This window comes from Phaeodactylibacter xiamenensis (assembly GCF_965229835.1).
Lineage (GTDB): Bacteria > Bacteroidota > Bacteroidia > Chitinophagales > Saprospiraceae > Phaeodactylibacter > Phaeodactylibacter xiamenensis.
The window spans coordinates 840,527-864,102 of the sequence record NZ_OZ245931.1 but is presented as its reverse complement, the minus strand read 5'-3'; the positions used below and the strand labels follow the sequence as shown (position 1 = coordinate 864,102).

General features: G+C 51.0%; 16 protein-coding genes. 7 read left to right on the top strand and 9 right to left on the bottom strand.

The genetic code is table 11. The features are described 5' to 3' along the window. Positions 1 to 2: 2 nt before the first annotated feature. The 4 genes from ACO08I_RS03225 to ACO08I_RS03210 are packed head-to-tail and all read right to left on the bottom strand — an operon-like array spanning position 3 to position 4,232. On the bottom strand, positions 3 to 1,340 hold the full coding sequence (locus ACO08I_RS03225; RefSeq protein WP_421948462.1) for an NAD(P)/FAD-dependent oxidoreductase: 1,338 nt from the start codon (positions 1,338 to 1,340) through the stop codon (positions 3 to 5). A 12-nt stretch (positions 1,341 to 1,352) separates the two neighbouring features. Continuing rightward, a complete protein-coding gene (locus ACO08I_RS03220; protein ID WP_282780220.1) occupies positions 1,353 to 2,486 on the bottom strand; it encodes an acyl-CoA dehydrogenase family protein in 1,134 nt (377 codons plus the stop codon). Then, a complete protein-coding gene (locus ACO08I_RS03215) occupies positions 2,486 to 3,985 on the bottom strand; it encodes an amino acid adenylation domain-containing protein (RefSeq protein ID WP_282780218.1) in 1,500 nt (499 codons plus the stop codon). Before ACO08I_RS03215 ends, ACO08I_RS03220 begins: the two co-directional genes overlap by 1 nt. Next, a complete protein-coding gene (locus ACO08I_RS03210) occupies positions 3,969 to 4,232 on the bottom strand; it encodes an acyl carrier protein (RefSeq protein WP_044227394.1) in 264 nt (87 codons plus the stop codon). The genes ACO08I_RS03215 and ACO08I_RS03210 overlap by 17 nt, the downstream gene beginning before the upstream one ends. Positions 4,233 to 5,003: 771 nt before the next feature. Between ACO08I_RS03210 and ACO08I_RS03205 the strand changes: the two genes are divergently transcribed. Then, positions 5,004 to 6,764, top strand: a complete 1,761-nt coding sequence (locus ACO08I_RS03205) for a sodium:solute symporter (RefSeq protein ID WP_282780215.1) — start codon at positions 5,004 to 5,006, stop codon at positions 6,762 to 6,764. An 83-nt stretch (positions 6,765 to 6,847) separates the two neighbouring features. Here ACO08I_RS03205 and ACO08I_RS03200 read toward each other — a convergent pair whose 3' ends face one another. From ACO08I_RS03200 to ACO08I_RS03190, 3 genes are all read right to left on the bottom strand, one after another. After that, positions 6,848 to 7,723 (bottom strand): mechanosensitive ion channel family protein, encoded by an 876-nt coding sequence (locus tag ACO08I_RS03200; RefSeq protein ID WP_282780214.1) that lies wholly within the window; start codon positions 7,721 to 7,723, stop codon positions 6,848 to 6,850. A 214-nt stretch (positions 7,724 to 7,937) separates the two neighbouring features. Then, positions 7,938 to 8,333, bottom strand: coding sequence for a hypothetical protein (locus ACO08I_RS03195; protein ID WP_421948461.1), 396 nt, complete (start codon positions 8,331 to 8,333; stop codon positions 7,938 to 7,940). A gap of 332 nt (positions 8,334 to 8,665) precedes the next feature. Beyond that, a complete protein-coding gene (locus ACO08I_RS03190) occupies positions 8,666 to 9,529 on the bottom strand; it encodes a hypothetical protein (RefSeq protein WP_421948460.1) in 864 nt (287 codons plus the stop codon). Positions 9,530 to 9,747: 218 nt separating this feature from the next. On the opposite strand from ACO08I_RS03190, the gene ACO08I_RS03185 reads away from it, so the two are divergent. The 6 genes from ACO08I_RS03185 (at position 9,748) to ACO08I_RS03160 (ending at position 18,882) form a co-directional block, all read left to right on the top strand. Next, entirely contained in the window at positions 9,748 to 10,398 is a 651-nt protein-coding gene (locus ACO08I_RS03185) for an ABC transporter ATP-binding protein (RefSeq protein ID WP_421948459.1), read from the top strand. A gap of 12 nt (positions 10,399 to 10,410) precedes the next feature. Beyond that, complete coding sequence (locus tag ACO08I_RS03180) at positions 10,411 to 11,886, top strand: DUF389 domain-containing protein (RefSeq protein WP_282780205.1); 1,476 nt, start codon at positions 10,411 to 10,413, stop codon at positions 11,884 to 11,886. A 14-nt stretch (positions 11,887 to 11,900) separates the two neighbouring features. Continuing rightward, the gene (gene pncA / locus ACO08I_RS03175) at positions 11,901 to 12,521 is read left to right on the top strand and encodes a bifunctional nicotinamidase/pyrazinamidase (RefSeq protein ID WP_282780203.1); all 621 of its coding nucleotides are present in this window, start codon (positions 11,901 to 11,903) and stop codon (positions 12,519 to 12,521) included. Positions 12,522 to 12,537: 16 nt separating this feature from the next. Next, positions 12,538 to 13,785 carry an ornithine--oxo-acid transaminase gene (gene rocD, locus ACO08I_RS03170; RefSeq protein WP_044227156.1) on the top strand — a complete coding sequence of 416 codons (1,248 nt, stop codon included), beginning with the start codon at positions 12,538 to 12,540 and terminating at the stop codon, positions 13,783 to 13,785. Between the two features lie 249 nt (positions 13,786 to 14,034). After that, complete coding sequence (locus tag ACO08I_RS03165) at positions 14,035 to 17,148, top strand: tetratricopeptide repeat protein (RefSeq protein ID WP_282780201.1); 3,114 nt, start codon at positions 14,035 to 14,037, stop codon at positions 17,146 to 17,148. A 78-nt stretch (positions 17,149 to 17,226) separates the two neighbouring features. After that, the gene (locus ACO08I_RS03160) at positions 17,227 to 18,882 is read left to right on the top strand and encodes a hypothetical protein (RefSeq protein WP_421948458.1); all 1,656 of its coding nucleotides are present in this window, start codon (positions 17,227 to 17,229) and stop codon (positions 18,880 to 18,882) included. Positions 18,883 to 18,961: 79 nt separating this feature from the next. On the opposite strand, the gene ACO08I_RS03155 is transcribed toward ACO08I_RS03160, so the two are convergent. Both ACO08I_RS03155 and ACO08I_RS03150 read right to left on the bottom strand, forming a co-directional pair. Then, positions 18,962 to 19,864, bottom strand: a complete 903-nt coding sequence (locus tag ACO08I_RS03155) for an NINE protein (RefSeq protein WP_282773850.1) — start codon at positions 19,862 to 19,864, stop codon at positions 18,962 to 18,964. A 111-nt stretch (positions 19,865 to 19,975) separates the two neighbouring features. Further along, on the bottom strand, positions 19,976 to 23,314 hold the full coding sequence (locus ACO08I_RS03150) for a WG repeat-containing protein (protein ID WP_421948457.1): 3,339 nt from the start codon (positions 23,312 to 23,314) through the stop codon (positions 19,976 to 19,978). Positions 23,315 to 23,576 lie beyond the last annotated feature (262 nt).

Below are 23,576 nucleotides of genomic sequence, written 5' to 3'. Positions count from 1 at the left end.
AGCTACGCGGGCATTAGGCACACTTCGTGCATTTTCGCTTCATCAGCATGGCCGGTCAGGCTCTTGAACTTTTCAATCATTTCTGCGCTCTTGAGCGTCGCTATCGCTTTGAGGTACCGCTCGTGGTCTTTGAAGAAGTCGCCAGCGAGGATCAGGTGCAAAATAGAATAAGCGGTTTCGAACTTCCTGAAGCCGAAGTTTTTATCCACTGTTATGTCCGAGAAGGCAATCGAGTTAGGCTCATAAAAGGTACAAATGAGTTCTTCCACCACCTGATAGCCACCGGAAATATCCTTGTAAGCTTCTTCAAGGCGCTCTTTGCCTTTGCCTTTCAGCATTTCATCAATCCCGCCTGAGACCAGCTTCGCGCTCATCATGCCCAGGTAAATGCCGCTGGAGAAGATAGGATCGAGGAAGCCACTGGCATCACCAACGATGGCAAACTGATCATCAAACTTTTTCTCACTGTAATAGGAGAAATCACCATTACTGGCCACTTCGTCAATCATTTTGGCACCCTCCAGGACAGACATCACTGCCGGCGAAGACTGCACTTCCTGCAGGTATAGGGCTTTTTCCCAACCATCACGCCCGTGCTCGGCCATCAGCCGTTTGCGCTCCTGTTTGGCATAGCTCATATTGAGCGCCACGCCGATACTCAGGCTGTCTTTGATCGGGATCATCCAGATCCAGCCCAGCTTTTCTCCGCCCAGGTGGACAATTTTGATGTTGCCATTAGCCAGACTGGCGTCCAGCTTCGTATCTACCCAGTGTGCTGAAAGGGCCTGCCGCACATTGAGCCGCTTAAATGGCTTTTGTGTGCCGAGTTTTCGTGCGACAAAAGCATTCTGCCCACTGGCATCCACCAAAAAGCGGGCTTTAAATATTTGCGGAGCACCGTGATCAATTTCAGCAGTGACTTTGACGCCCTGCGGCTCAAAATTCACGGCCGTTACTGCTGCGCCCTCGATAACGGTGGCGCCATTTTTTTCACTATTTCTCAGCAGCAGATCATCAAAGTGGGCACGGCGGGCGTGGAAGGAAAGCGCCTGCGGACCGTCGATGACCCGGTTGAAACACCAATGTGACTCCTGGCTGGCATCCGCATTGGAAAACGTAACCCCGGGCTTTCTGGTAAAGCGGGCTTTCATTTCTTCCAGCAAACCCAGTTCTTCAAAGAGGTCGTAAGTGAAGGGAAGCATGGACTCACCAACGTGTTCGCGCGGGAAATGCTCTTTTTCCAGCACAAGAACGTCATATCCAAGACGGGCGAGGTAAGTGGCTGTGGACGAACCGCTTGGCCCGCCTCCAATAATGATAATGTCTGCTGAGGTGTTCATGATAAAGATGGTTTACAGCCCTATCGACTGAGCTATGATTTGTTTTTGAATTTCGGACGTGCCAGAGTAAATGGTGCTGCTAAGTGCATCTGCCTGCGACCGGTTAAAGTCACCATCAAGATATTGCTTTTCCCCTAAGCAGTTGCAAAGGGCTACTGTCATTTTTTTGTACAATTCACTGATGAGTAGTTTAGAGGAAGCTGCTCCTCGCGGATTAGCCTTCTTTTGGCTCAGTTGCCACGCCTGAGCGTACCCGTTGATCCTTACTGCGTCAAGCTGGGCCTGCCAGTAGGCGATTTCCTGCCGGACGGCTTCGCCGAAGGCGCCTGCATCAGTGTTCTTAATCAGCTTGGCCGCTTTGTCAAGCAATCGCTGCATATTGCCGATATGCGTAGCGCCGAGACAGCTCCGTTCCCACTCCATAGACCGGTTGAAGACCAATGCGCCACGGCCCATTTTACCGAGTACAAAGTGAGCTTCCACCTGGGTTCGGTCGAAAAAAACATCTCCGAGCGGGCAGGTATGCAAGCCTGCCTTTTCAAGAGGGGTTCCGGTTGAAAAGGAGTGTTTTTTGCGATCGATAAGGAAGGCGGTAATGCCTCCCATGTGGGCCCGTTCAGGGTCATTGGCAGCGTAGGCGACCAGCACATCAGCAACCGGAGCATTACTGGAGAAGCACTTGTTGCCATGCAGCATGAAGCCTCCGGATTCAAGCGGCAGGGCGGTCGTTTGCATCCGGAAAGCATTGGAGCCTGATGCAGGTTCTGTCATTGCATTTGCGGCAATGCGTGCCCCATTGGATAAGCCAGGAAGGTATTCCGCTTTGAGTCCTTCCGTCCCAAACAACCAGACCGGCACTGTACAAGCCAGCAGATGGGCGCTAATTGCAAAGTTGAAGCCGTTGTCTTCGGAATGATAACCCAGGGTTTCAAGCGCCAGGAAAACATCCATTGCATCCAGCCCGCACCCACCGTATGTCTCCGGGATGGCGAGCCCCTGTAGCCGTTGCTCACCGGCTTTTGCCCAGGCTTCGGAGGGGAACGTTTTTGCATCGGGATTAAGTAGCGGAGCAAGCTCCTGCCTGATGAATTCGGCAAGAGATATTTGAAGTTGCTGCTGTTTTTCCGACGGTGCAAAAGAGTACATTATAGTAATTGCTTTAGGGCCTGATAGTCGGTTTTCTGGCTGGAAGTCTGTGGGATTTCCGGCAGATGTACAAACCGGTCTGGCAGCATGTATTCCGGTATCCGGCCTGCCAGAAACTCCGTCAATAGGGTATGGGGCAGCGGGCCTTCCGGAGCTACATAAAACACCCATATCGCACTTACCGATTGTTCTTTTTCCAGAGCCAGACAGGCGGCCTGAGCGATAGCTTCATACTGGTGCAGGGCTGCTTCTATCTCGCCAAGTTCTATGCGGTATCCCCGTCGTTTGACCATTCTGCCCCGGCGCCCGTGGTACAGGAGGTCACCATTTGAATCTACTTCCACCAGGTCTCCGGTTTTGTACCACACCCGTTCTTCGTGTTCTACCATCGCCTGACGAGTCTGCTCCGGCATACCAAGGTATCCGGCCATTACAGAAGCACCACTCACCAAAAGCTCGCCACTACCAGTAAGCTCACTGCTAATGCTCCCATCCTCCTTCAATACAGCACACTGATCGTAGGGGCAGGGCTGTCCGATTGGGTAGGGGGCCTGCCGGTCGTCCGTGCCGGTTGGCGGCAGTGGGTGCCAGGTGCAGACGTTGGTTTCTGTAGGGCCGTAGAGATTGTAAAATTTGGCTGTATGCCATATCTCCTGCAGGGCTCTAAGCGCAGGTATTGGAAAGACTTCCCCCGCAAAAAGAACCTGACGGAGTTGACTGTGATTGTAACGACCTGCTTTCCCGAACCGGGGCATCAATTGGAGAAGGGTAGGAGTGGCATAAATTGTAGTCACACCATATTCTGCTATATAGCTGCTGAGGAGCAAGGGGTTTTTGGACTCTGATGGCGTAAGGAGCAAAAGTGTACAGCCCGCACTCAGTCCGCCAAAGATATCAAAGATGGACAGGTCAAAGTGGAGGGGCGCAATGGAGGTGAGCGTATCCTCCGGCCGTAGTACAAAAGTATCACGAGCCCAATCCACAAACGCAAGAGCTGCTGTGTGCGTGACCATCACGCCTTTAGGTACGCCGGTCGAGCCTGAGGTGTAAAGCACATAAGCCAGCCCTTCAGGTAATTTTAAGCCGGATGCCTCTGCAGAAGACCGGTACAGGGCAAGGCCTTCGACCGTACCAGAAGGACTACTCAGTACCGGGAAAGGACTTTCGGCCATTTCTCTGGTCAAAATAACCTGAGCCTGGCTTTGCTCAATGATGAATTGATTCCTTGAATCGGGTGCATCCACATCCAGTGGCAGGTAGGCAAGTTCTGCCATTAAAATACCCAGGATGGCAGCGATTGCTTCCGGCGATTTGTCCAGATAAAGGGCTACAATACTGCCCTTGGGCAGAGAAAGTCTCTCAAGCGCAAGGGTTATCCCGCGTGCCTGAGCATAGAGTTGCCTGTAAGAGAGGTTTCTTTTTTCAAATGGAAATTGAATCGCAACACCTCCAGGGTTATTTGCAGCTTGCTGAAGAATGTCTTTATGCAGCCTTTGCACTAACTTGTTTCTGATTGACGAATGCCTCGATAATGTTTAGGGAGTCAAGATTTTCCGCGGTCACCTCATGTGGCTCAAAGCTGATGTTGAAGGTTTTCTCCAGGTACTCTACCAGCATGAGGGAGGATATGGAATCCATGATACGGTCGCTAACCAGCATGGTATCGTCTTGTAATTCCTCAGGCTGTAAAGGCAGGTTTAATTCATTCAGGAGGTAGTCCCGCAGTTGGGCTTTAATATGTGCCATGTTGATTATGATTTGTTTTTAGCTCATTCCGGTGTAGGTCTGAATACCTAAACAAATGTCGCTTTACTTGCAAAAGTATTTATATTTCGTGAATTTGCAAAGGAAGCCAAGTTGCTTCTGACGGATAATTCGATTCGCCATATTTCAAAAGGCAAAAAAAGAAATCCGGAAGAATTTAACAATGTATGGCTGTTGCCTCGTTGATCAACAGGGAGTCTTTTTCAGTATCGTAGCCTTACCGCCTCTTTCAGCTGAAACAAATATTGGAGCATATATTATAAGGTAGGCAAAGACAACCGGCTTGATATGGCAGGCTATATTCATCCGGGTTAGTATCCAAATTTGGTCTAATGGGAACAAAACCGGGGCATTATCTGTATTTAAAGGTAAGCAACAGCGAATATTCTCTATTTTCATATTAGTGTAAAAACTAAAGGAAATTGGCGAATCTGTTAAGATTGCTTTAACATTTAACTTGTTTTCGTTAACTTTGTTTTGCAATAAACGCACAATCGAGGTGCCAACCTCTGAAAGTATATAAGAATGTATATTTCGAAGAAGGCAACTTCTTCTTAATAACAGTCGGGTGATTTCTTACAAGAGCGGGTCTTTATGACGCCGCTCTTTTTTTGCCCGGTGGTCAGGGTTCCTGCCGTGGATTTGCCAAAAGGCACTGTAAATTCCTTGCAGAAACCAAAAAAGCTCTATTTTAGCCCATGCCTCTGTGACCAAATTTTACCAAAACAAACGTTAAACTAACCAAACTAAATTATGGACCAATTTCAGCTCAGTGGGCTCGACATCGGTATCATGCTGGCCTATGCCGTACTGATTATCGGGTACGGTATCTACCATGGTAAACGCGATAGTTCTGAAGATTACTTCCTGGCCGGCAGAGGCATGACCTGGCCGATTGTGGGGATTGCCCTGTTTTCTGCCAATATTTCCAGTTCCACCCTCATTGGCCTGGCGGGAGATGCCTACAAAACCAATATCCACGTCTACAACTACGAGTGGTTTGCAGTGGTGGTTCTGATTTTCTTTGCCATCTTCTTCCTGCCGTTTTACCTGAAATCGGGTGTATACACCATGCCCGAGTTCCTGGAAAAGCGGTACGACCGGAAATCGCGGTACTATTTCTCTTTCATTACCATCGTCGGTAATGTCATGGTGGATACAGCAGCGGGCCTATACGTTGGCAGCATTGTGCTGAAACTGTTGTTCCCGGCATTGCCCTCCTGGCAGATTATCCTCATGCTGGCGATTGCAGCAGCGGCTTATACCATACCCGGTGGCCTTAACTCCGTAATCCAGACCGAAGTCATTCAGGCGATTCTTCTGGTCATCGGCTCTTGTTTGCTGACCTACTTTGCCTTTCAGGAATTTGGTGGCGGATGGGGCGATATGATGGCTGCCCTCACGGAGCGCCTGCAATCGGGGAGCGTAGCCAGTGTGGAAGCCGCCCGTGCCGCCGGGCATTTTGCGCCCAGTACTGCCGAGGAAGCCTTCAGCCTGGTCCGGCCGGGCAATGATGAGTTTATGCCCTGGTACGGCTTGCTTACCGGTGTGCCCTTGCTTGGGTTCTATTTTTGGGCCAACAACCAGTTCATGGTACAGCGGGTGCTCGGCGCGCGCGACCTCAACCATGGCCGCTGGGGTGCCCTCTTTGCCGGATTGCTCAAACTGCCAGTCATCTTTATCATGGTGGTACCGGGTGTGCTGGCCCTGCTGGTCTACAACGACCTCGATATTTCCGGTTTGAATTACATTACCGCAGATGGCACCCCTTGTCAGGACCTTTCTGAGTGTGCCAACCTGACTTATCCGGTACTGCTCATGCAACTGCTGCCTTCCGGTATCCTCGGGCTGGTCGTCGCTGGTTTGCTGGCCGCGATGATGTCTTCCGTATCTGCGACTTTCAACTCCGCCTCCACGCTAATCACCATGGACTTCGTGCGCAACATTAAGCCCGATATGACCAGTAAGCAGTTGGTTCGTGCCGGGCAGATTGCAACGATCATCCTGGTGGTGCTGGCCGCTGCCTGGGTACCCTTTATTGAGAAGGTGTCCGACTCGCTTTGGCAGTACCTGCAGCTGGTGATCAGTTATACCGCGCCTCCGGCAGTAGCCACCTTTGTCCTTGGCCTGTTTTGGAAAAGAGCCAGTGCCAGAGGGTCAATTGTGAGCCTGTTGTTTGGCTTTGTCTTCGCGGTGATTATGCTCATACTAAAGGTCTACGTAGGCGGGCTGCCCGAAGGTGAAGCCCCGGCCGGCTGGATTGCCGCCCTTACAGATATCCACTTCCTAACCATGGCTTTCATCATGTGGATACTTTGCCTGATCGTGCATGCTCTGGTGAGCCTTTCTTCTCCCGCTCCAACTGAAGAGCAGGTCAACAGCCTGACCTGGAACCGGCGCTTGTTCCGGGAAGAAACAGAGGAACTGCGTAGCTTGCCCTGGTACCAAAACTATCGTTACCTGGCGATTATTCTGCTGTTGATTACGTCGGTGGTGGTGGGGTATTTTTGGTAGTGGGTGATCTGCCGCCGGCGTATTGGGTGTTGGCGGCAGATTACCATCCCATCAGCACAGCAAGCTTTCGAGAGGCGCGTATTCTAATTTTTCATCAGCTGCACAGGAATAGGCTTCCCTTCCTGGTAGATTTTCAGTTCAACAATATCAGCGGGGAGTGAGAAGCCGTTTTTGGTTAAATTCAGAAGAATGCTGTTCATGACTTCTGTTTTTAAACGGGCTATTTGGCCTGTGAAATTATAGGAATTGATCCAGTAGAACACGCGGATATTTACAGTGCTTGTACCGAATTCTTCCAGTAGCATAAAGGGTTCGAGGTCATTTCCCTGTTCGATTCGCTGGTCAGCCTGTATGGACTTTAGAATAAGCCGACGGGCTTCCAGGATATCATTGCCGTAATCGATGCCAATCACGAAATCGTGCCGCAACAGCCCATCGCGGGTGTAATTGATCAAAGGGTTTTTGATTAGCATGGCATTGGGGATAAATATATCTTTCCCTTCAAATGTCCGGATGTGGGTGTTGCGAAAATTCAAGGCTTTTACTATGCCTGTCAGGCCCTCGACTTCAATGTAGTCGCCGGTTCCAAAAGGCCTGCTGAAAGCCAGGAAAAAGCCGGCAAGAAAGTTCTCTCCGATATCTTTAAAAGCGAAACCTAAAATTATAGCCGATACACCGGCGCCAGCAAGTAGTCCGCTTGCTGTTTTGCCAAGGCCTATTTGATTTAAGAAAATGGTGATCCCGCAAATCAGGAAAACCAAGAAAATCATCCTCCCGATAAAATTCACCAACAACCGGTCTTCCACCCGCCTGGAAAGCCTTTTCTGGGTAACCGAACGCAGAAATACCCCCAAAAACGTAAATACAATCAACATCAGTATGCCCACGGCTATCTCCGGTGATTGATCAATGATGGAGTTTTGAAATTCCTCAAAAGACTTAATGAACTCTTGCCACATATTCTAAATATTGGACTATATGAATTAGTCGCCCTGTCTTTTTGTTAAATCCAGGATAGTGCCGGGAGTTGGTTTTGGTGGCAAAACCTTTTTCAAGGAGGTACCCCTATCCGGAAATGCAGAAACGAGCAACGCGCCCATTACTGCATTTCAACTCATCGTAGCTCGAAGAGCGAAGTCAGGCTCTCCTTTCACATTAAAGTATTATCTCTATCTACAGCAAATCCAGTAGCCACAGGAATAAACCTACTACCAACACTACAATACCTATGGTAACCAGGAGATCTGCTATCCCGGCAAAGCCAAGTATGGCGACCAGCAAACCAATCAATACAATGACCAGCCCTGTCCTTACACCGGATCGCTCGTTTGTACCATCCGCAGATCGCTTGCGGTCCAGTTTCTTTTTGATCTTTTTAAACTTCTTCTCCAGTTTTGCCCGCTTTTTGGCAGAAAACTGCTGCAATTTATCCTTCAGGGTTTCTTTGGAGAGTCCCTTTTCTTTTAGGATTTCCGATTGGGCGTCCGGCTGAACGATTACTACTGCATGGGCATTGAATTGAACGCCCGCGAGAAAAATGGCGGTCAGGGTAATGATTCTGAGTATCATAGGTTAAATTTAAAATTGGTAAATCGAAGCGGATCGTGCTTGCCTCCAGAATGCTCAATCCTCTCCTGAAAATCATAATTATTGCTGAAACCCTGAATAGTATCCCTGTGTTCGATCTGTTGGTTTAAGCACGAAGGATTTCACAAATGGATATTTTTCAAGGCTAAAACTTACGCCTCCTTCGAAGAAATTGCTTGAACAGACAGGGTGATAAAAAAAATCGACAACAGTATTGCTTACTGCGGTGGGCATTCCAAAACTTAGCCTTAGCATCTGCCCAACAGACCATCTCAGTGTAGGACGTCAAAAGAAACCGTAAAATAAATTCATAATCAAGGCCTGGCAAGCGCATACTGCGCTCCAAAGTTCAGCCCTGCTTTCAGCCACCTTTTTTGCAGTGTTCCAGACCGTACCTCGTTGTCTCCAAAGATTTGAAAGGTTCCCTGTGCAGATTCAAACCTGGAAACAACAACACTGGTGCCCAGGAATAGCCTCCACCGGCTTTGCCCAAGGGTGCGGCGGTAAGCGAGCTGTATTTCGGGGGCGAAGGCGATATCGTTAGCGTCATTGATGGTCCATTCAGCATCGAAAAGTTGTTCGTTTGGGCCACCATTGGAAAGGACTCCGACACCCAGCCCCACATAACTTCTCACGAAATAACTCGCCTGAAGCCCCAACTGCACCCAAAAGCCATTCTTTTCATTGAATGACTGGTCATACCGTATGGCAGTGAGCAAGGCAAAGTGAAAGATGCTTGCATCAATGTAATTTTCAGAATACCCAAGCCCAAAGCGGTTAAAATCCTTATCTAAAAAAAGATTGATCTTGTAGGAGTCAACGCCAAAGGCAAGGCCATTGACCCAGCGCCAGTTTCCGGAAAGAGGCATGGCATGCCGCAGTTGAAATTCGAAGGTTGGCGATGCACCCGAGCTTATATCCCCGCTTTCGAGTATAGGCATTGAATAATCTCGTTCAATCCAAACAGCATCACTCTGTCCAACCATCAGGTGAAGCTCCAGGCTTGAGGATTGCTGGGCGGATAGCTGAGGCAGGACCCCCGGGGAAAAGAGCAAAAGGATTGCAAAAAAGAGAGGCTCAACAGGTATTTTAGCAAGTTGACCAGTAGCGTTTGTTGCATTTCGGCCGATAAGCTTAAATGGAAGATCGCGCTGTGGAAAGTAGTCGTGCAACTTCATAAAAGTCGTTTTTTGAAAGATGAGGGCGGATTAAAACCCTTTCTTAAATCAAAACGATTGGCACCTGTTTTTTCTGCGCTTCAGAAAAAGATTTAACACACGAAGGACTGATTATTTAGAGATCTCGGTTTTTCATAAAAAGCCAGGCAGGAATACGCCGGACCTGGCGGAAACCTCCTACTTTTTTCTATTTTTACCGCTCACAAAATCCACGGCTTGTGATTCAGGCATCAGGCATTAAAAAAGCATACGGGCAACTCCAGGTACTTAAAGGGGTAGACCTCTCGATTGGGAAAGGGGAGTTTGTTTCCATCGTCGGGAAGTCTGGTGCCGGAAAGAGCACCCTGCTCCATATTTTGGGCACCCTCGACCGCCCGGACAGTGGTGAGCTGCTGATCAATGATACGGCAGTAGAGAAAATGGGCACCAAAAAACTGGCGGCCTTCCGCAACCTGAATATTGGTTTCGTTTTCCAGTTCCACCACCTGCTGCCGGAATTTAGCGCTGTGGAAAATGTGCTCATGCCTGCCCTGATCGCCAAAAAGCCGGAAGGCGAGGCCCGCAAACGCGCAGGCGAGCTCCTGGACTACCTGGGGCTTAGCGACCGCCTGCAGCACAAGCCGGGACAGCTTTCCGGTGGGGAACAGCAGCGGGTGGCCGTGGCGCGCGCGCTGATGAACCAGCCGGGCATTGTTTTTGCAGATGAGCCTTCCGGTAATCTCGATTCTTCCTCCTCTCAGGAACTGCATCAGTTGCTGTTTCAGCTCCGGGATGATTTCCGGCAGACCTTTGTGATTGTCACCCACAATGAAGAACTGGCGCAGATGAGCGACCGGCGTCTGGAAATGAAGGATGGCTTGTTAAGCTAATATATCTACACTATGGCAACGACCCCATCACCCAATTCGTCTTCCAGAACGATCGGCGAGGCACTGTCTGACCTCTGGCAGGCCACACGCGAATGGTTCCACACCCTGCTTGACCTGGAGACCGGGCTCGACCGCGAAGGCACCATCATTGCAATCCGCAACAACAAGCGCATGCAGGGGGCTAATGCCTGGCTCCTCGGCTGCTCTATCATGATTGCCTCTCTCGGGCTTGACCTGAACTCCCCGGCTGTAATTATTGGTGCGATGTTGGTGTCGCCCCTGATGTCGCCTATTCTGGGCATAGGGTTAGGCGTAGCCATCAATGATAAGGACTCCATGTTCACCTCCATGCGGCACTTTGGGATCGCTATTCTGATTGCCCTGTTTGTGAGTACTTTTTATTTCTTCGTCAGCCCGTTTGGGCACATCACCCCGGAAATTCAGGGCAGGACTTCCCCCACGTTCCTGGACGGCCTGGTGGCCATATTCGGCGGTTTTGCCGGTATCATTTCCTCCTCCAGAAAGGATAAAACAAATGCCATACCGGGCGTTGCCATCGCTACGGCTTTGATGCCGCCGCTTTGTGTTACCGGTTTTGGCGTGGCTGAGGTCTTTGAGCTCTGGATACGGAAAGGGAGTATGGAGCCACAGGCGTTTAGCGCTGAAATCAACCGGGCATTTGGGATCATCGGCGGGTCATTTTACCTGTTTTTCCTCAACTCCTTCTTCATTGCGCTGACCACCTACATCATCATCCGGCTGCTGCGTTTCCCCCTCAAATCTTATGTGGATGCCCGGGAGGCGCGCCGCAACCGAATGATCACGGCCTTCTTCAGTCTATTGGTTTCCCTGCCCAGCGGCATCATTTTGTATAACCTCTACGAGATGCAGCAGGACAAAGCGGAGGTGAAGTCCTTTGTGGAGGATTATTTCCCACAAGCCTGCATCAATTATGAACTGACCGCGATAGACGGTGATACCAATAAGCTTATCCTGCAATTACTCGGCCGGCGGATTTCTGAGGATTCTGTGCTGCATTACCAGGAACTCCTGCACGAGAAGTACGACCTGAATACGCCGGTGCGCCTCTTTCCCATGCAGGCCGAAATGAGCCTGGAAGACATCAAGACCTCCCTGCAGGCACAGCGGCAGGAGGTAGTGAAAATGCTGGAAACCGAACGCCGCACAGCCAATTCCGCAGTAGAGGAGACGGAAGCACTCAAACGCGCCCTGGCCCGCCGCCTGAGCGATTCCACCCTTATTGCCAAAAGCCTGCGGGTGGCTCGTGAAACCTTTGGTACGGATATTGAGTCTATTCAGTTTGCCCCGGAAGCCCGGACCGTCAATGATTCGGCTACCGTCAGCCTGCCACCGGTTTTTATGGTCGATTGGGCCAATCGGCGGGGGACTGCGGTAAACAAAGAGCGCCTTGAGCGCATTCTCCGAATAAGCGCAGAGCTGGATACTTTGCAACTGATTTCGTATTAAAAAATCTATACGCGATGAGAGCACTAATCTGTGTTGATATACAAAACGATTTCTGCCCCGGCGGCTCCCTGGAGGTCAGGGAAGGCGATCAGGTTATACCGGTCGCCAACAAGCTGATGGAACACTTCGACCTGGTGGTCGCCACCCAAGACTGGCACCCTGCCAACCATAAGAGCTTTGCCGCTATGCACCCCTGGCGCTACCCGGGTGACGTCATCGACCTGAACGGGCTGCAGCAAATCCTCTGGCCAATCCACTGCGTACAGGGCAGCTTTGGTGCAGAGTTTGCGCCGGGCCTGAATGCGGACGCTTTTGAAAAAGTTTTCGTCAAAGGCACGGATACCGAAATTGACAGCTACAGCGGTTTTTTCGACAACGGGCACCGCAAAGCCACCGGGCTGGGCGACTACCTGAAGGAAAAAGGCGTGGAAGAAGTCTACATTCTCGGCTTAGCCCTTGATGTTTGCGTGAAATTCACCGTACTTGACGCGCTCGGGCTGGGCTTCAAAACCTACCTCGTGGAAGACGGCTGCCGGGGCGTCAATCTCAATGAAGGCGATTCGGATAAAGCCCTTTCGGAAATGCGCGAAAAAGGTGCTATCATTGCGCAGTCAGACCAAATTATAACTTCCTAACAAGAAATTTTTACCCATGGTACAACAGGAAACGCTACGCTCCTCGAAGGACTACATCGCTTTGGAAGACCGCTACGGCGCGCACAATTACCACCCACTGCCTGTAGTGCTCACCCGCGGGGAAGGAGCTTACCTCTGGGACGTCGAAGGTAAAAAATACTACGACTTCCTTGCAGCCTATTCCGCTGTCAATCAGGGGCATTGCCACCCACATATCGTAGAAGCGCTGAAAAAGCAGGCGGAACAACTCACTCTGACTTCCCGGGCCTTCCACAATGACATGCTGGGGCCTTATGAAAAGTTTATCACCGAGTTCTTCGGCTACGACCGCGTACTGCCCATGAATACAGGCGTGGAAGGAGGCGAAACAGCCGTTAAGCTGTGCCGAAAGTGGGCCTACGAAGTCAAAGGCGTGCCTGCCAATCAGGCTAAGATCATCTTCGTCACCGGCAACTTCTGGGGCCGTACCCTGGGGGCGATTTCCTCCTCCACGGATCCCAGCAGCACCACTGGCTTTGGGCCGTATATGCCGGGATACGAAATCATCCCATACAATGACCTTCCTGCGCTGGAGGAAGCCCTGCAGGATGACAACGTGGCGGGCTTCATGGTTGAGCCCATTCAGGGCGAAGCCGGCGTGGTGGTGCCCGATGAAGGGTACCTGCGCAAAGCATACGACCTCTGCCGTTCCCGTAATGTGCTATTCATAGCCGATGAGGTGCAAACCGGCATCGCCCGTACCGGAAAACTAATTGCCTGCGAGCACGAAGGCTTCAAACCGGATATCCTCATTCTGGGCAAAGCCCTTTCCGGCGGTGTATTCCCGGTATCAGCCGTACTGACCAGCGATGAGGTGATGCTTACCATCAAGCCCGGTGAACATGGCTCCACCTTTGGCGGCAACCCGGTAGCTTGTGCAGTGGGTATGGCTGCACTGGAAGTGGTCCGAGATGAGAAGCTGTCCGAAAGAGCAGAACACCTTGGTCAAATCTTCCGCGACCGCATGCAAAAGAACCTGGTGGAAAAAACGGACCTGGTCACGCTGGTCCGTGGCAAAGGGCTGCTGAACGCCATCGTCATCAATGACGAAGAAGACAGCAAAACGGGCTGGAACATTTGCCTGAAGCTGGCGGAAAATGGCCTTTTGGCCAAGCCCACGCATGGCAATAAAATCCGCTTTGCGCCACCTTTGATTATGACCGAAGAACAGCTTAGTGAGTGCTGTGATATCATAGAAGAGACCATCCTCAGCTTCCAGGCTTAAAACAAGCATGGAAGTAAGGCTGAGCCAGGAATAGCTGCCCGGGAGCAGTGGTTCCTGGCTTTTTTTGTGATCAACATGACTTTACCCGGCCATCATCTGCCCGCAGTTCTGCGTAATTTTTTCCACCCACGTGGCGTTATTTGTGGGTGCGAAGTTCAAAAAGCTGGCGTACGGATTATTTTTTTATAAATTCGTGATTCACACAACTGCTCCAGCCGCAGACGCAAAACGATGACAAAACGCTTAAGCATGCTACAAAGAATCGCCCCAATTTTTATGTTCCTCCTGTTGGGCTGGCCTGTTTTGGCCCAGCAAACTGCCGTTTTTACCGAAGCGAATGAAGCTTACAAGACTGGTGAGCTGATGTTCGGGCAGGGCATTTACGGGAAGGCCCGGCACCATTTTGAAAAAGCCCATCGCTTATTACTGCCGGTAAATGAGCCGAAGGCAGAGCTCCTCAGGACGAAAGCAGAACTGAATATCGCCCGTACCGCCGTGCGTATGCAAGCGCCCGATGGCGAAAAGCTCATTCTCGAATTCGTACGCAAGTATGCCCCCAATACCATTGCCAATCAGGCGCTGATAGAAGTAGCTGATTACTACTACAATGCCCGGCAATATGAAAAAGCCATCGACTTCTTTTCCAAAGTGCCGACCACCGGCATGAGCCGGGAGCAAAAAGCCGAAGTAAAGTTTAAATTGGGCTATGCGCTGTTTGTGGAGAAGAAATTCACGCAGGCCAAGGCCAACTTCCGCAGTATCAAGGACCTGGAGAACGATTACTACTATCCAACCAACTATTACCTCGGGCTGTGCTATTTCTTTGAAGGCAGCTATGATGCAGCGATTTCGCAATTCCGCATCGTAGAGCGTTCCCGCAAATACAAGCCTCACGTACCTTACTATCTGGCTCAGATTTACTTTGCAGAGCGCCGCTTCGACGAGCTGATCGCTTATGCGGAGCCCCGGGTCAAGCAGCAGGGCGTACTCAAGGAAACGGAAATCAAGCAGCTCATCGGGCAATCCTATTTCGAAAAAGGGCAGTACCAGAAAGCCCTGCCTTACCTACAGTACTACGCTGAGCGCAACAGCCGGTTGCGGGAAGAAGAACTCTATCAGATCGGCTACACCTATTATCAGGTAGGCGATTATCAGAAAGCCATTCAGTACCTCAAGGATTTGGTTACCGTAGACTCAGAAATCGGGCAGAACGCGATGTTCATTCTCGGCGATTCCTACCTGCGCGTCAATCAGCGGCAGTATGCCCGTACCGCTTTCGGTAACGCCAAGCGCATGCCGTATGATGAGGATATTCAGGAGGATGCGCTTTGGAACTACGCCAAGCTCAGCTACGAGCTCAAAGACCCGCGCGAAGCCATCAACGCTCTCAAAGAGCTGCGCCCTTCCTCCCCGCATTACATTGAGGCACAGGAGCTGATGAGCGAAATCTTTCTCAGCTACCGCGATTACCAACAGGCGATGGACATCATTGAATCCCTGCCCAACCGGACACCGCAGCTACAGGAGACTTACCAAAAGGTATCGTACTACCGGGGCTTGCAGTTGCTGCAAAACGGCGAAATCAATGCCGCCAAGCAATACTTCGAAAAGTCGCTGGATGTTTCCATTGATGCCCGTACCCGCGCCCTGGCCATCTACTGGCTGGGCGATATCGCTCACCGGGAAGAAGCCTACAACGCAAGTATCCGGTTGCTCAACCAATACCTGACACTGGCCAAGACCCTCAGCAATATGCCTGATGAGGCCTCTATCTTCACCGCCAATTATACACAGGGCTACAACTACCTCAAACAGGAGGAATACACCGCTGCCCTTGGCTTCTTCGAAGAAGCAGTGAACGGCATAGACCGCAACCGTTCCTTTATCCGCAACGAGAAAGTACGCAATCAGGTGCTGGGCGACGCCACGCTCCGGGCGGGCGACTGCCTCTTTAAGCGTAATCAGTACCTGCGTGCGGTGGACTACTACGACCGCGCGGTCAATAAACAATACACCGGATTTGTGTACGCGCTTTACCAAAAAGCCATTATCGAAGGGCTGCTGGGGCGCACAAGCAGCAAAATCCTGGCATTGGAGCGCATTGAGCGTGACTATCCGGAGTCTCAGTATGCCGATGATGCCCTTCTGGCACTGGGCACGACCTATCAGGAAATCGGTCAGCTTAGCAAGGCAGCAGCGCCGCTCAAGGAGCTGCTGCGGCGCTATCAGGGTAAGTCTGAACTGGTGACCAAAGCGTTGATCCGCCTCGGACTTATCAGTTATAACCAAGGCAACCTGGACGGTGCCATCAACTACTACAAGCAGGTCTTCTCCACCAATCCTGATGCCAGTGAGTCTAACCTGGCTATGGCCGCCCTGGAAGAGATTTATGTAGACGATCTGGGGCAGCCTGATGCCTACTTTGCCTTCCTGGAAACAGTGCAGGGCAATGTGGAGAATGAGGTCCGGGACTCCATCAACTTCCGGGCAGCGGAGTCTCAGTATGAGAATGCGAATTACGAGCGCGCGATACAGTCCTATACGGATTACCTTCGGAAGTTCCCCCGTGGCTTGTACATCCTTCCGGCTACCTACCACCGGGCAGAGTCCTACGCGGTACTGCGGCAGTACTCCAATGCCCTGGAAGACTATGCGACCGTAGTGGACAAAGGGCCAAGCCCGTATTTTTTGAAGGCATTGGAAAAGGCAGCGCTGATTGCTTATAACCACGATAAAGACTTCCTTTTGGCTTATGATCTCTATACCGAACTGGAGGAAGTGGCTCAGTCTCCGGAGCAGCGGTTTGAAGCTCAGTTAGGCGCCCTGCGTTCAGCCTATCGGGTGGGCAAAAACGATGCGGTCTATTCTCTGGCCCGCAAAGTAGCCACCAACCCTAATGCCTCACAGCTTCAGATCGCCACTGCGAATTTCTACCTCGGCAAAATGGCCTACGACCGTCAGGATTATGAGAATGCCCTTACGGCTTTCAACGAAGTCATCCGCCTGAGCGATAATGAACAAACAGCGGAAGCCCGCTACTTAAAAGCTTATATTTTCTACCTGCGCCGGGATTTGGAGCGGGCACAGGAAATTTGCATCAATGCCAACAAGGAGAGTTCGGGCTATCCGTTTTGGGTAGCGAAAAGTGTGATCCTGCTTTCGGATATCCTCCGGGAAAAAGGAGATCTTTACAATGCTCGGGCCGCACTGGAAGCGTTGCTGGAAAATTATGACGGCGACCAAAAGCTGGTTAGCGAGGCCAGAGAGAAACTCCAAACCATCAACAGCCTCATCAATCAGTCGAGCCGCCTGAATACCAGCCCGGAAGACGATGGCTTCATGGACACAGATGGTGGCCAGTAACAACATCTTTAATGCTCTGTCAGACTGAAGGCAGGGCACTAAACCTTATTCCTTAGACCAAAAATAGCGCATAGCCCGATGAAATACTGCAAGTTTATATTGTTCGTGCTGATTGGAGTTGCCTTTGCCCAACCTGCTCTGGCACAAGACCCGGACGACCTGCCTTCCGGCGAAATTGATATCATTAAAAGCTTCGATGCCCGCCTGGGCGATGCGGAGCGGTTTCGGGTAGACCCGGAATTGCCACCCCTGGACACCTCCGCCCGCCGGCTGGAGTATGATGTGTTTTCCGGCACACTGCCCGTCGAGTACCTGCCGCCCAAAATCCGCCCGCTGGCCATGCGTCGGGAGAAGGAAGAGGAAGGCTACGACGGCTACATCAAAGCAGGCGGTGGTTTCCCGGCAGCTTTATTCGGGCAGGGGTATTACAACATTAACAATAACGACAATCTAAGTATTGACCTCTTTGCCAACCACCATTCTGCCAACAACGGGCAAAATGTCGAAAATCAGCGCTTCAGCAACAGCAACGGTGGGGTAGACGGGACCTACCACTTCGATCAGGGCTTTGCCGTCAATGCCCACCTTGAATACACCTCCAACACCGTGCATTACTATGGCTATAATGAAGTGGCAGAAGCCCTTGACCAGGTGATTACCTTCGACCCGGAAGAGGTGCGGCAACGCTTCTCTATTTTTGATGGGCAAGCCAGCATTTATAATAGTGCCCGCACTGAGGCAGACTTCAACTACTACGCAGGCTTCAAAACCTACCTGATGAACGACAGCTATTCCCCTTCCCGGGAGAATGGCTTCGATCTGGTTTTCCGGGGCACCAAGTGGTTTGACGATACCCACCCGCTTTCGGTGGAAATACAGACCGACTTCACGAGCTACGATGATTTGGAAGGCGACCAAAGCCTGAACAACTTCTTCCTGCGGCCCAATTACACCTACCATGCCGACCGCTTTCGTGTGAAACTCGGTTTCAACCTGGCCTCTAATGATGACAACTTCACTTTCTTTCCGGATATTGAGGCCACAGCCGTCATTCTGGAAGGCATTGTGAACGCCTACGTGGGAGCAGATGGTACTTTACAAAAGAATACATACCGTAGCCTGGTGGCCTACAATCCATTCGTGGGCTCGCCCCTGCGTATCCGTAACACATTGCACTACAACTACTACGGTGGCGCCCGGGGCAATGTAGAGGGTATAGACTATGATTTTCAGGTGGGCTATCAGGCCGTTGATGACCTGGCCACTTTCCGGCTGCTCGACCCTTTCGATGATCAGCCAAGATTTGATGTCCTGTATCAAGATGGAAGCATTGTCACAATCAAAGGCTCTGTAACGGCTCCAATTTTTGAGGGCTTCAAGGTGATCGCAGCCTTCAGCCAAAACATCTACACGCTTGAGGACGATCAGAAGCCCTGGCATTTGCCAGCACTTTCTGTCAATGCAGGGCTGCGCTATACTACGATGGAGGACCGTCTGACCGTTAAGGGGGACTTTTTCCTGGAAAACGGCGTGCCTTACCTGAACCAGGAGACGATGGAAGCCGACAATTTGAATGGCCTTTTCGACCTGAGCCTTGGGGCAGACTTTTTCTTCTCAGAGAAGTTCGGTGGGTTTATTCAAATCAACAACCTGGCTAACAACCGCCGGGAGCGCTGGTTCCGCTACCCGATTTTCGGGATCAATGCTATGGCAGGGGTGATGTTCCGGTTTTAACTGAGACCACCACCGGGTAAACTAAAAACGGGCAGGAACTTCATGGTCCTGCCCGTTTTTAGTTTACTGCCAAAGCATTTTACCCATGCTGCTTCATCAGCAGTTTTTCTTTTTGCTGTGCGAATTCTTCATCAGTGAGGATGCCCCGGTCGCGGAGCTTGCCCAGTTCTACAATTTGCTCCAGTAATTTATCGCTTGGAGGCGCTGCTGCACCTTTGGCGACAGGGGAGGGGCGGGTGGATTTCAACTCCAGTTCTTCAGCTATTTCCGGCCCCTCCAGCCCAAGTGCCGGCAGCCGGTAACCATTGTCTGCAAAAGCCTGAAAAGCCGGGCGGGAGCGCAGGAAAGCCAGGGCGTCGTGGTTATGGATTTTTTCTACCTGGTCAAAGCCACATTCCACCGCCTCCTCAAGGTGCTGGAAAGCCAGCTGCTCGTCCTCCAGCATAGAGTAGGTGGCTGCCAGATTGTAGTGGATGGCCGCATTTTCGGGTTCAATGCTCAGGGCTTGCTCAAAATCCTCAGCGGCTGCCTCAAAGCAGTAATCGCGGAAGTTTTGGATACCTCTCCGCTTGACGATTTCAAACTCAGATTGGTGAACCCTGCGGCGGCGGTTTGGTGCAGGGAAACGGTCGGTGTTTTGGTAGTGCCTGCCATACCAATGGCGGTCTTTATCTTTATTGTAGCGGCGGTCAAAGTCCTCTCTGGGCATAGCAAAGAATAGAACGGCATCCACAAGTGCCAGTATGGCAGGAGCGAGGACAAAAGGTACGCCCTCTTCAGCGGTAATTAAAATAGCAAAAAATGCAATTATCATGTATAGAATACCGAAAGCGCGTTGCCCCAGGTAAAACCGGTGCACACCGAAAAAGCCAAAAATTAATGCCAAAAAACCTGCTACGTTCTTTTTCTTCATAGTTGGAATACTTTCAGAATTGCCCCGGTGTGCGGCACCGGATTGACCGTGGTGTCTAAAATAAGGCATCCCTCAGGTTTTTTCAATAACCTTATGCCAAGGCCGGCAGAAAATAGATAAACGGGGGGAAGTTTTCGGACGGAAGGCCACAATTGGCGAATGGAGCGCTGTGCCGGGTTGTTATCGGTTCAGCGCCCAGACCCACTGTCCGGACTGGTCAAAATAACCAATTTTATCACCCTTTTCCACGCGGTAGAGCCCTTCTCCGGCGTAGCTGATGTACTCATAATCAGGCTGCACCAACAGCTCGCCTTCCAGGCTGGCCAGCCCATTGAAACCCTGAATCCGGACCCGGGCGTACCCATCCCGGAAGGACTCAATTTTGTCGTAGCGTGGGGGGATGATTTCAATGCCTTTCTGGTTGATAATGCCCCATTTCCCATTTACCTGTACCACTGCTACGCCATGTTGGAATTCGGTAGCCTGCTCATAGTAGCCATCGTAGGGGCTGGCCTGTTCGGTGATGTAGTAAAACCGGTATTGTTCGTCCCTGACCAGGCCACGGCCTTCCTGGAAGTTGAGCAGTCGGTCAAGGCTGGGCTCTATGAGCACACTGCCGGATTGGTCGATAAGGCCGGCTTTGCGCATACCTTTGTACACTACTGCGCGGCCATCTTTGAAATCCAGGCATTTGGAAAAATCACAAGGTATGGCCAGTTGCCCGGACCTGTCGATATAGCCACATTGTCCGTCTATCTGCACTGCTGCCAGGCCCTCCGAAAATGGACTGGCTTTAGAAAATCGGTCTTCAATAACCAGATTCCCGCGCACATCAATATAGCCGTACCCATTTTTGGTCTTCACAACAGCTAACCCTTCCCGGAAAGGCTCAATCGACTTGTACTTTTGCTTGGTGACCGCATCGCCCTGTTGATCGATCAGTTCATAGTGTACGGTATGCCCTCCATCCTGTGCAATGGCCAGCCCGTTAGCGTCAAAGGCCTCAATATGAGTAAAACGTGGCCGCTGAACGTATGCTCCATTGACATCAATGAGGCCATAGTTTTGATCCACCATCACCCGGGCGGTGCCATTTTGGAAATCATAAGCACGGTCAAAATCCGGTTGGATGACCATGGTGCCGGCTTCATTAATATAGCCCATGCCATCATCGGTGGCGACCCAAGCCAGCCCGTCGGAAAAACTCCCTACTCTGCGGTACTGCAAATCGATCATGATACGCCCCTGCTTGTCCACAAAACCCCATCCTGAGCCCAGGCGGACAGCCGCCAGGCCCTGGCTGAAGTTTTGAACTTCGCGAAAGCGGCAGGGGATGACTTCCATACCATCGGTGTTTACAAAGCCCCAGAGCCCGTTGCGGCGCACAGCCAGCCTGCCTTCGCTGAAGTACCCCAGCTCGTCGTAGACGGCACTGACCGTGATCTGCCCAAGAGTGTCAACCAGCCCGTATTTTGGTTCCCTAATGTATACCCGGACCATCTGGTTGTCTGTGTTTTCCATAAATTGGACACCATCGTACTCACACGGTAGGATGATCTTCGCATCCCGGTTGACCATGCCCCATTTGTCGTGGCATGCCACAATGCCAACCTGATTGACGAAATCTTTAGCATAAGTATACTGCGGTGGGACAACCACTTGTCCTTCCTGATCAAGGTAGCCCCATTCACAGCCCTCACAAATGAGATTAGCTAGTGCCCTGAACTCAATATCGTACTGTGTGTAATCCTGCATGATACCGGGCGAGGCAAGGTCTCGCAGGTAATCCCGGATGCTCCCGAGGTGCAGTGTTTCCTCCTGGCTTCCGGATAATTGCCCGCTAAAACTAAAACGGGCAATGCCATTAACAAAATCTCCGATATAGGCGAGGTCCTGCCGGACAATCCGGCCTGTCAGGTCAATCAGGCCATGCCTGCCATTGGTGAAAATACAACGGGCCAGGCTGCCGCCCAGGTTAAAGTCACTCAGGCGAATGTCGAGGAACTCCAGCTCGGTAACCATCAGCCCAATCTCATTGTTGACAATACCATAAGTTCGGTCGAACCGGAACCGCGTACGGTCAAATCCAACCGTGTGGGACTGAGGAATGCCCACTAAAGTCAGCCCCAGCTCATGCTCCACCTGTACGTAGGAAAACATAGGTTCGATCTGAACCCCCCCATCACTAAGGCGGCGCAATCCCCACCGGTCTTCCTCCGGGGCATAGAACCATTCAAAATGTTCGAGAAGCTGGCTGTTCAGAGTGGACGCATCGCCCCCATCTGCCTGTTTGCCGGTTAGGGGTTCACCACCTATTTTTACCTGAAAGTGCTGTTGCAGCTGGCTGGCATCACGCAGATGGCCTTCTGTATCGAAAGTCAGGAGGGTAAGCTGTTCTCCTCCGCCGGGGCTTTCGGTGTAAGCCTTAGCTTGCTGCTGCTCGAGCACAATGCGGTTATAGGTGGGGGCTACAATCTCCGTGCCGTCAATATGGACGAGCCCAAACCGCCCGGCTTTTTTGACAATGCAGAGTTTGCCCTTTCGTGGAGCGATATAGTCGTAGATTACAGGGATTAGCAGCTGCCCTTCCTGGGTAGCCACCCCCCAGAGCCCTTCCTGGTTTACCCGGAAGTGATTGCGGGTGTAGGGTTGTATTTCATTGTAGTCTGGCTTAAAGATTTCCTGCCCGCACCAGTTAATGAGCCCCAGGCGCCGATTGTCTTTTACAATCAGATAGCGGGGAGAAAAAGGGTAATAATCGTGATGCCAGCCTGGGGTGATTACCCGGTTGCAGTAAAGGCTAAAGACTTTATTGCCCTTTTCGCTACTTAGCTTGATATACCCTTCATCAATTTTGCTGTAGCCTTTAAATTCACAGGGGATTCTTTCGATACCGTAAAAGTCTACTGCCCCCCAGTGATTGTCCTCTTTGAAAAAGAACAGGCTATCCTGGTATACCTGAATATCTTCTGCCCGGTTGGCAATGATCTGCCGCCCGGTACCGGAGAGCAGGCCCAGTTGCTGGTTTTTGCGGGTCAGGAAAAAAGAGTTGCCAAAAGACTTGATTTCATCGTATTCAGGAGGAGCCAGGCGGTGCCCAAACTGATTGGTAAGCCCCCATTTACCGTCTTTTTGGAAAGTAAGAAAGTTGGGGCGTACGACGTGGACCCGCTCGTAGCCCTTTTCCAGGATGACTTTGCCAAAAAGGTTGACCACCATCCATGATTTATCACTCATAACCGCTATCAGGGTGGAATCCAGTACTTTAATATCCTCATACCGGGGTTCCAGTATCCGCCGCCCATTGTCGCCAAGCAGCCCCACCTTGCCTTCAAACTGCATAACAGCATAGCCAAACTGCTTGAATTCTCCGATGGCATCATAAACCGGAGCCTGTACCAGCTCGCCGGAAGCATCAATCAGGCCCCATTTGTTGTCCTTCTTGATCGGGAAATACCGCTGGCCAGGCAGTGAGCCACTAAATAGCAGTAAAGAGATCAGGATGAAAAACAGGCGCATAAGCAAAAGGTGGAAATGGCGTTTAGAATTTGATGATATTTTTATGTTTAGTTTTCTTTGGAAGGTAAGGCTGGCATTTAAACGCAAAATTGAGGAATTAATTTTACATTTAAATGTTAGCTCTTTCACTCAGGTGCGTTTTGTTATATATGAAGAAAAATAAAAAGTGTCTGTTGTCGCAAATATACACTTTGATTCCAGTTTTTTGCGTATATAAGGGGCAGTGTGCTTGCCCCGGGCTTGAACAATTCATGAATTTTAT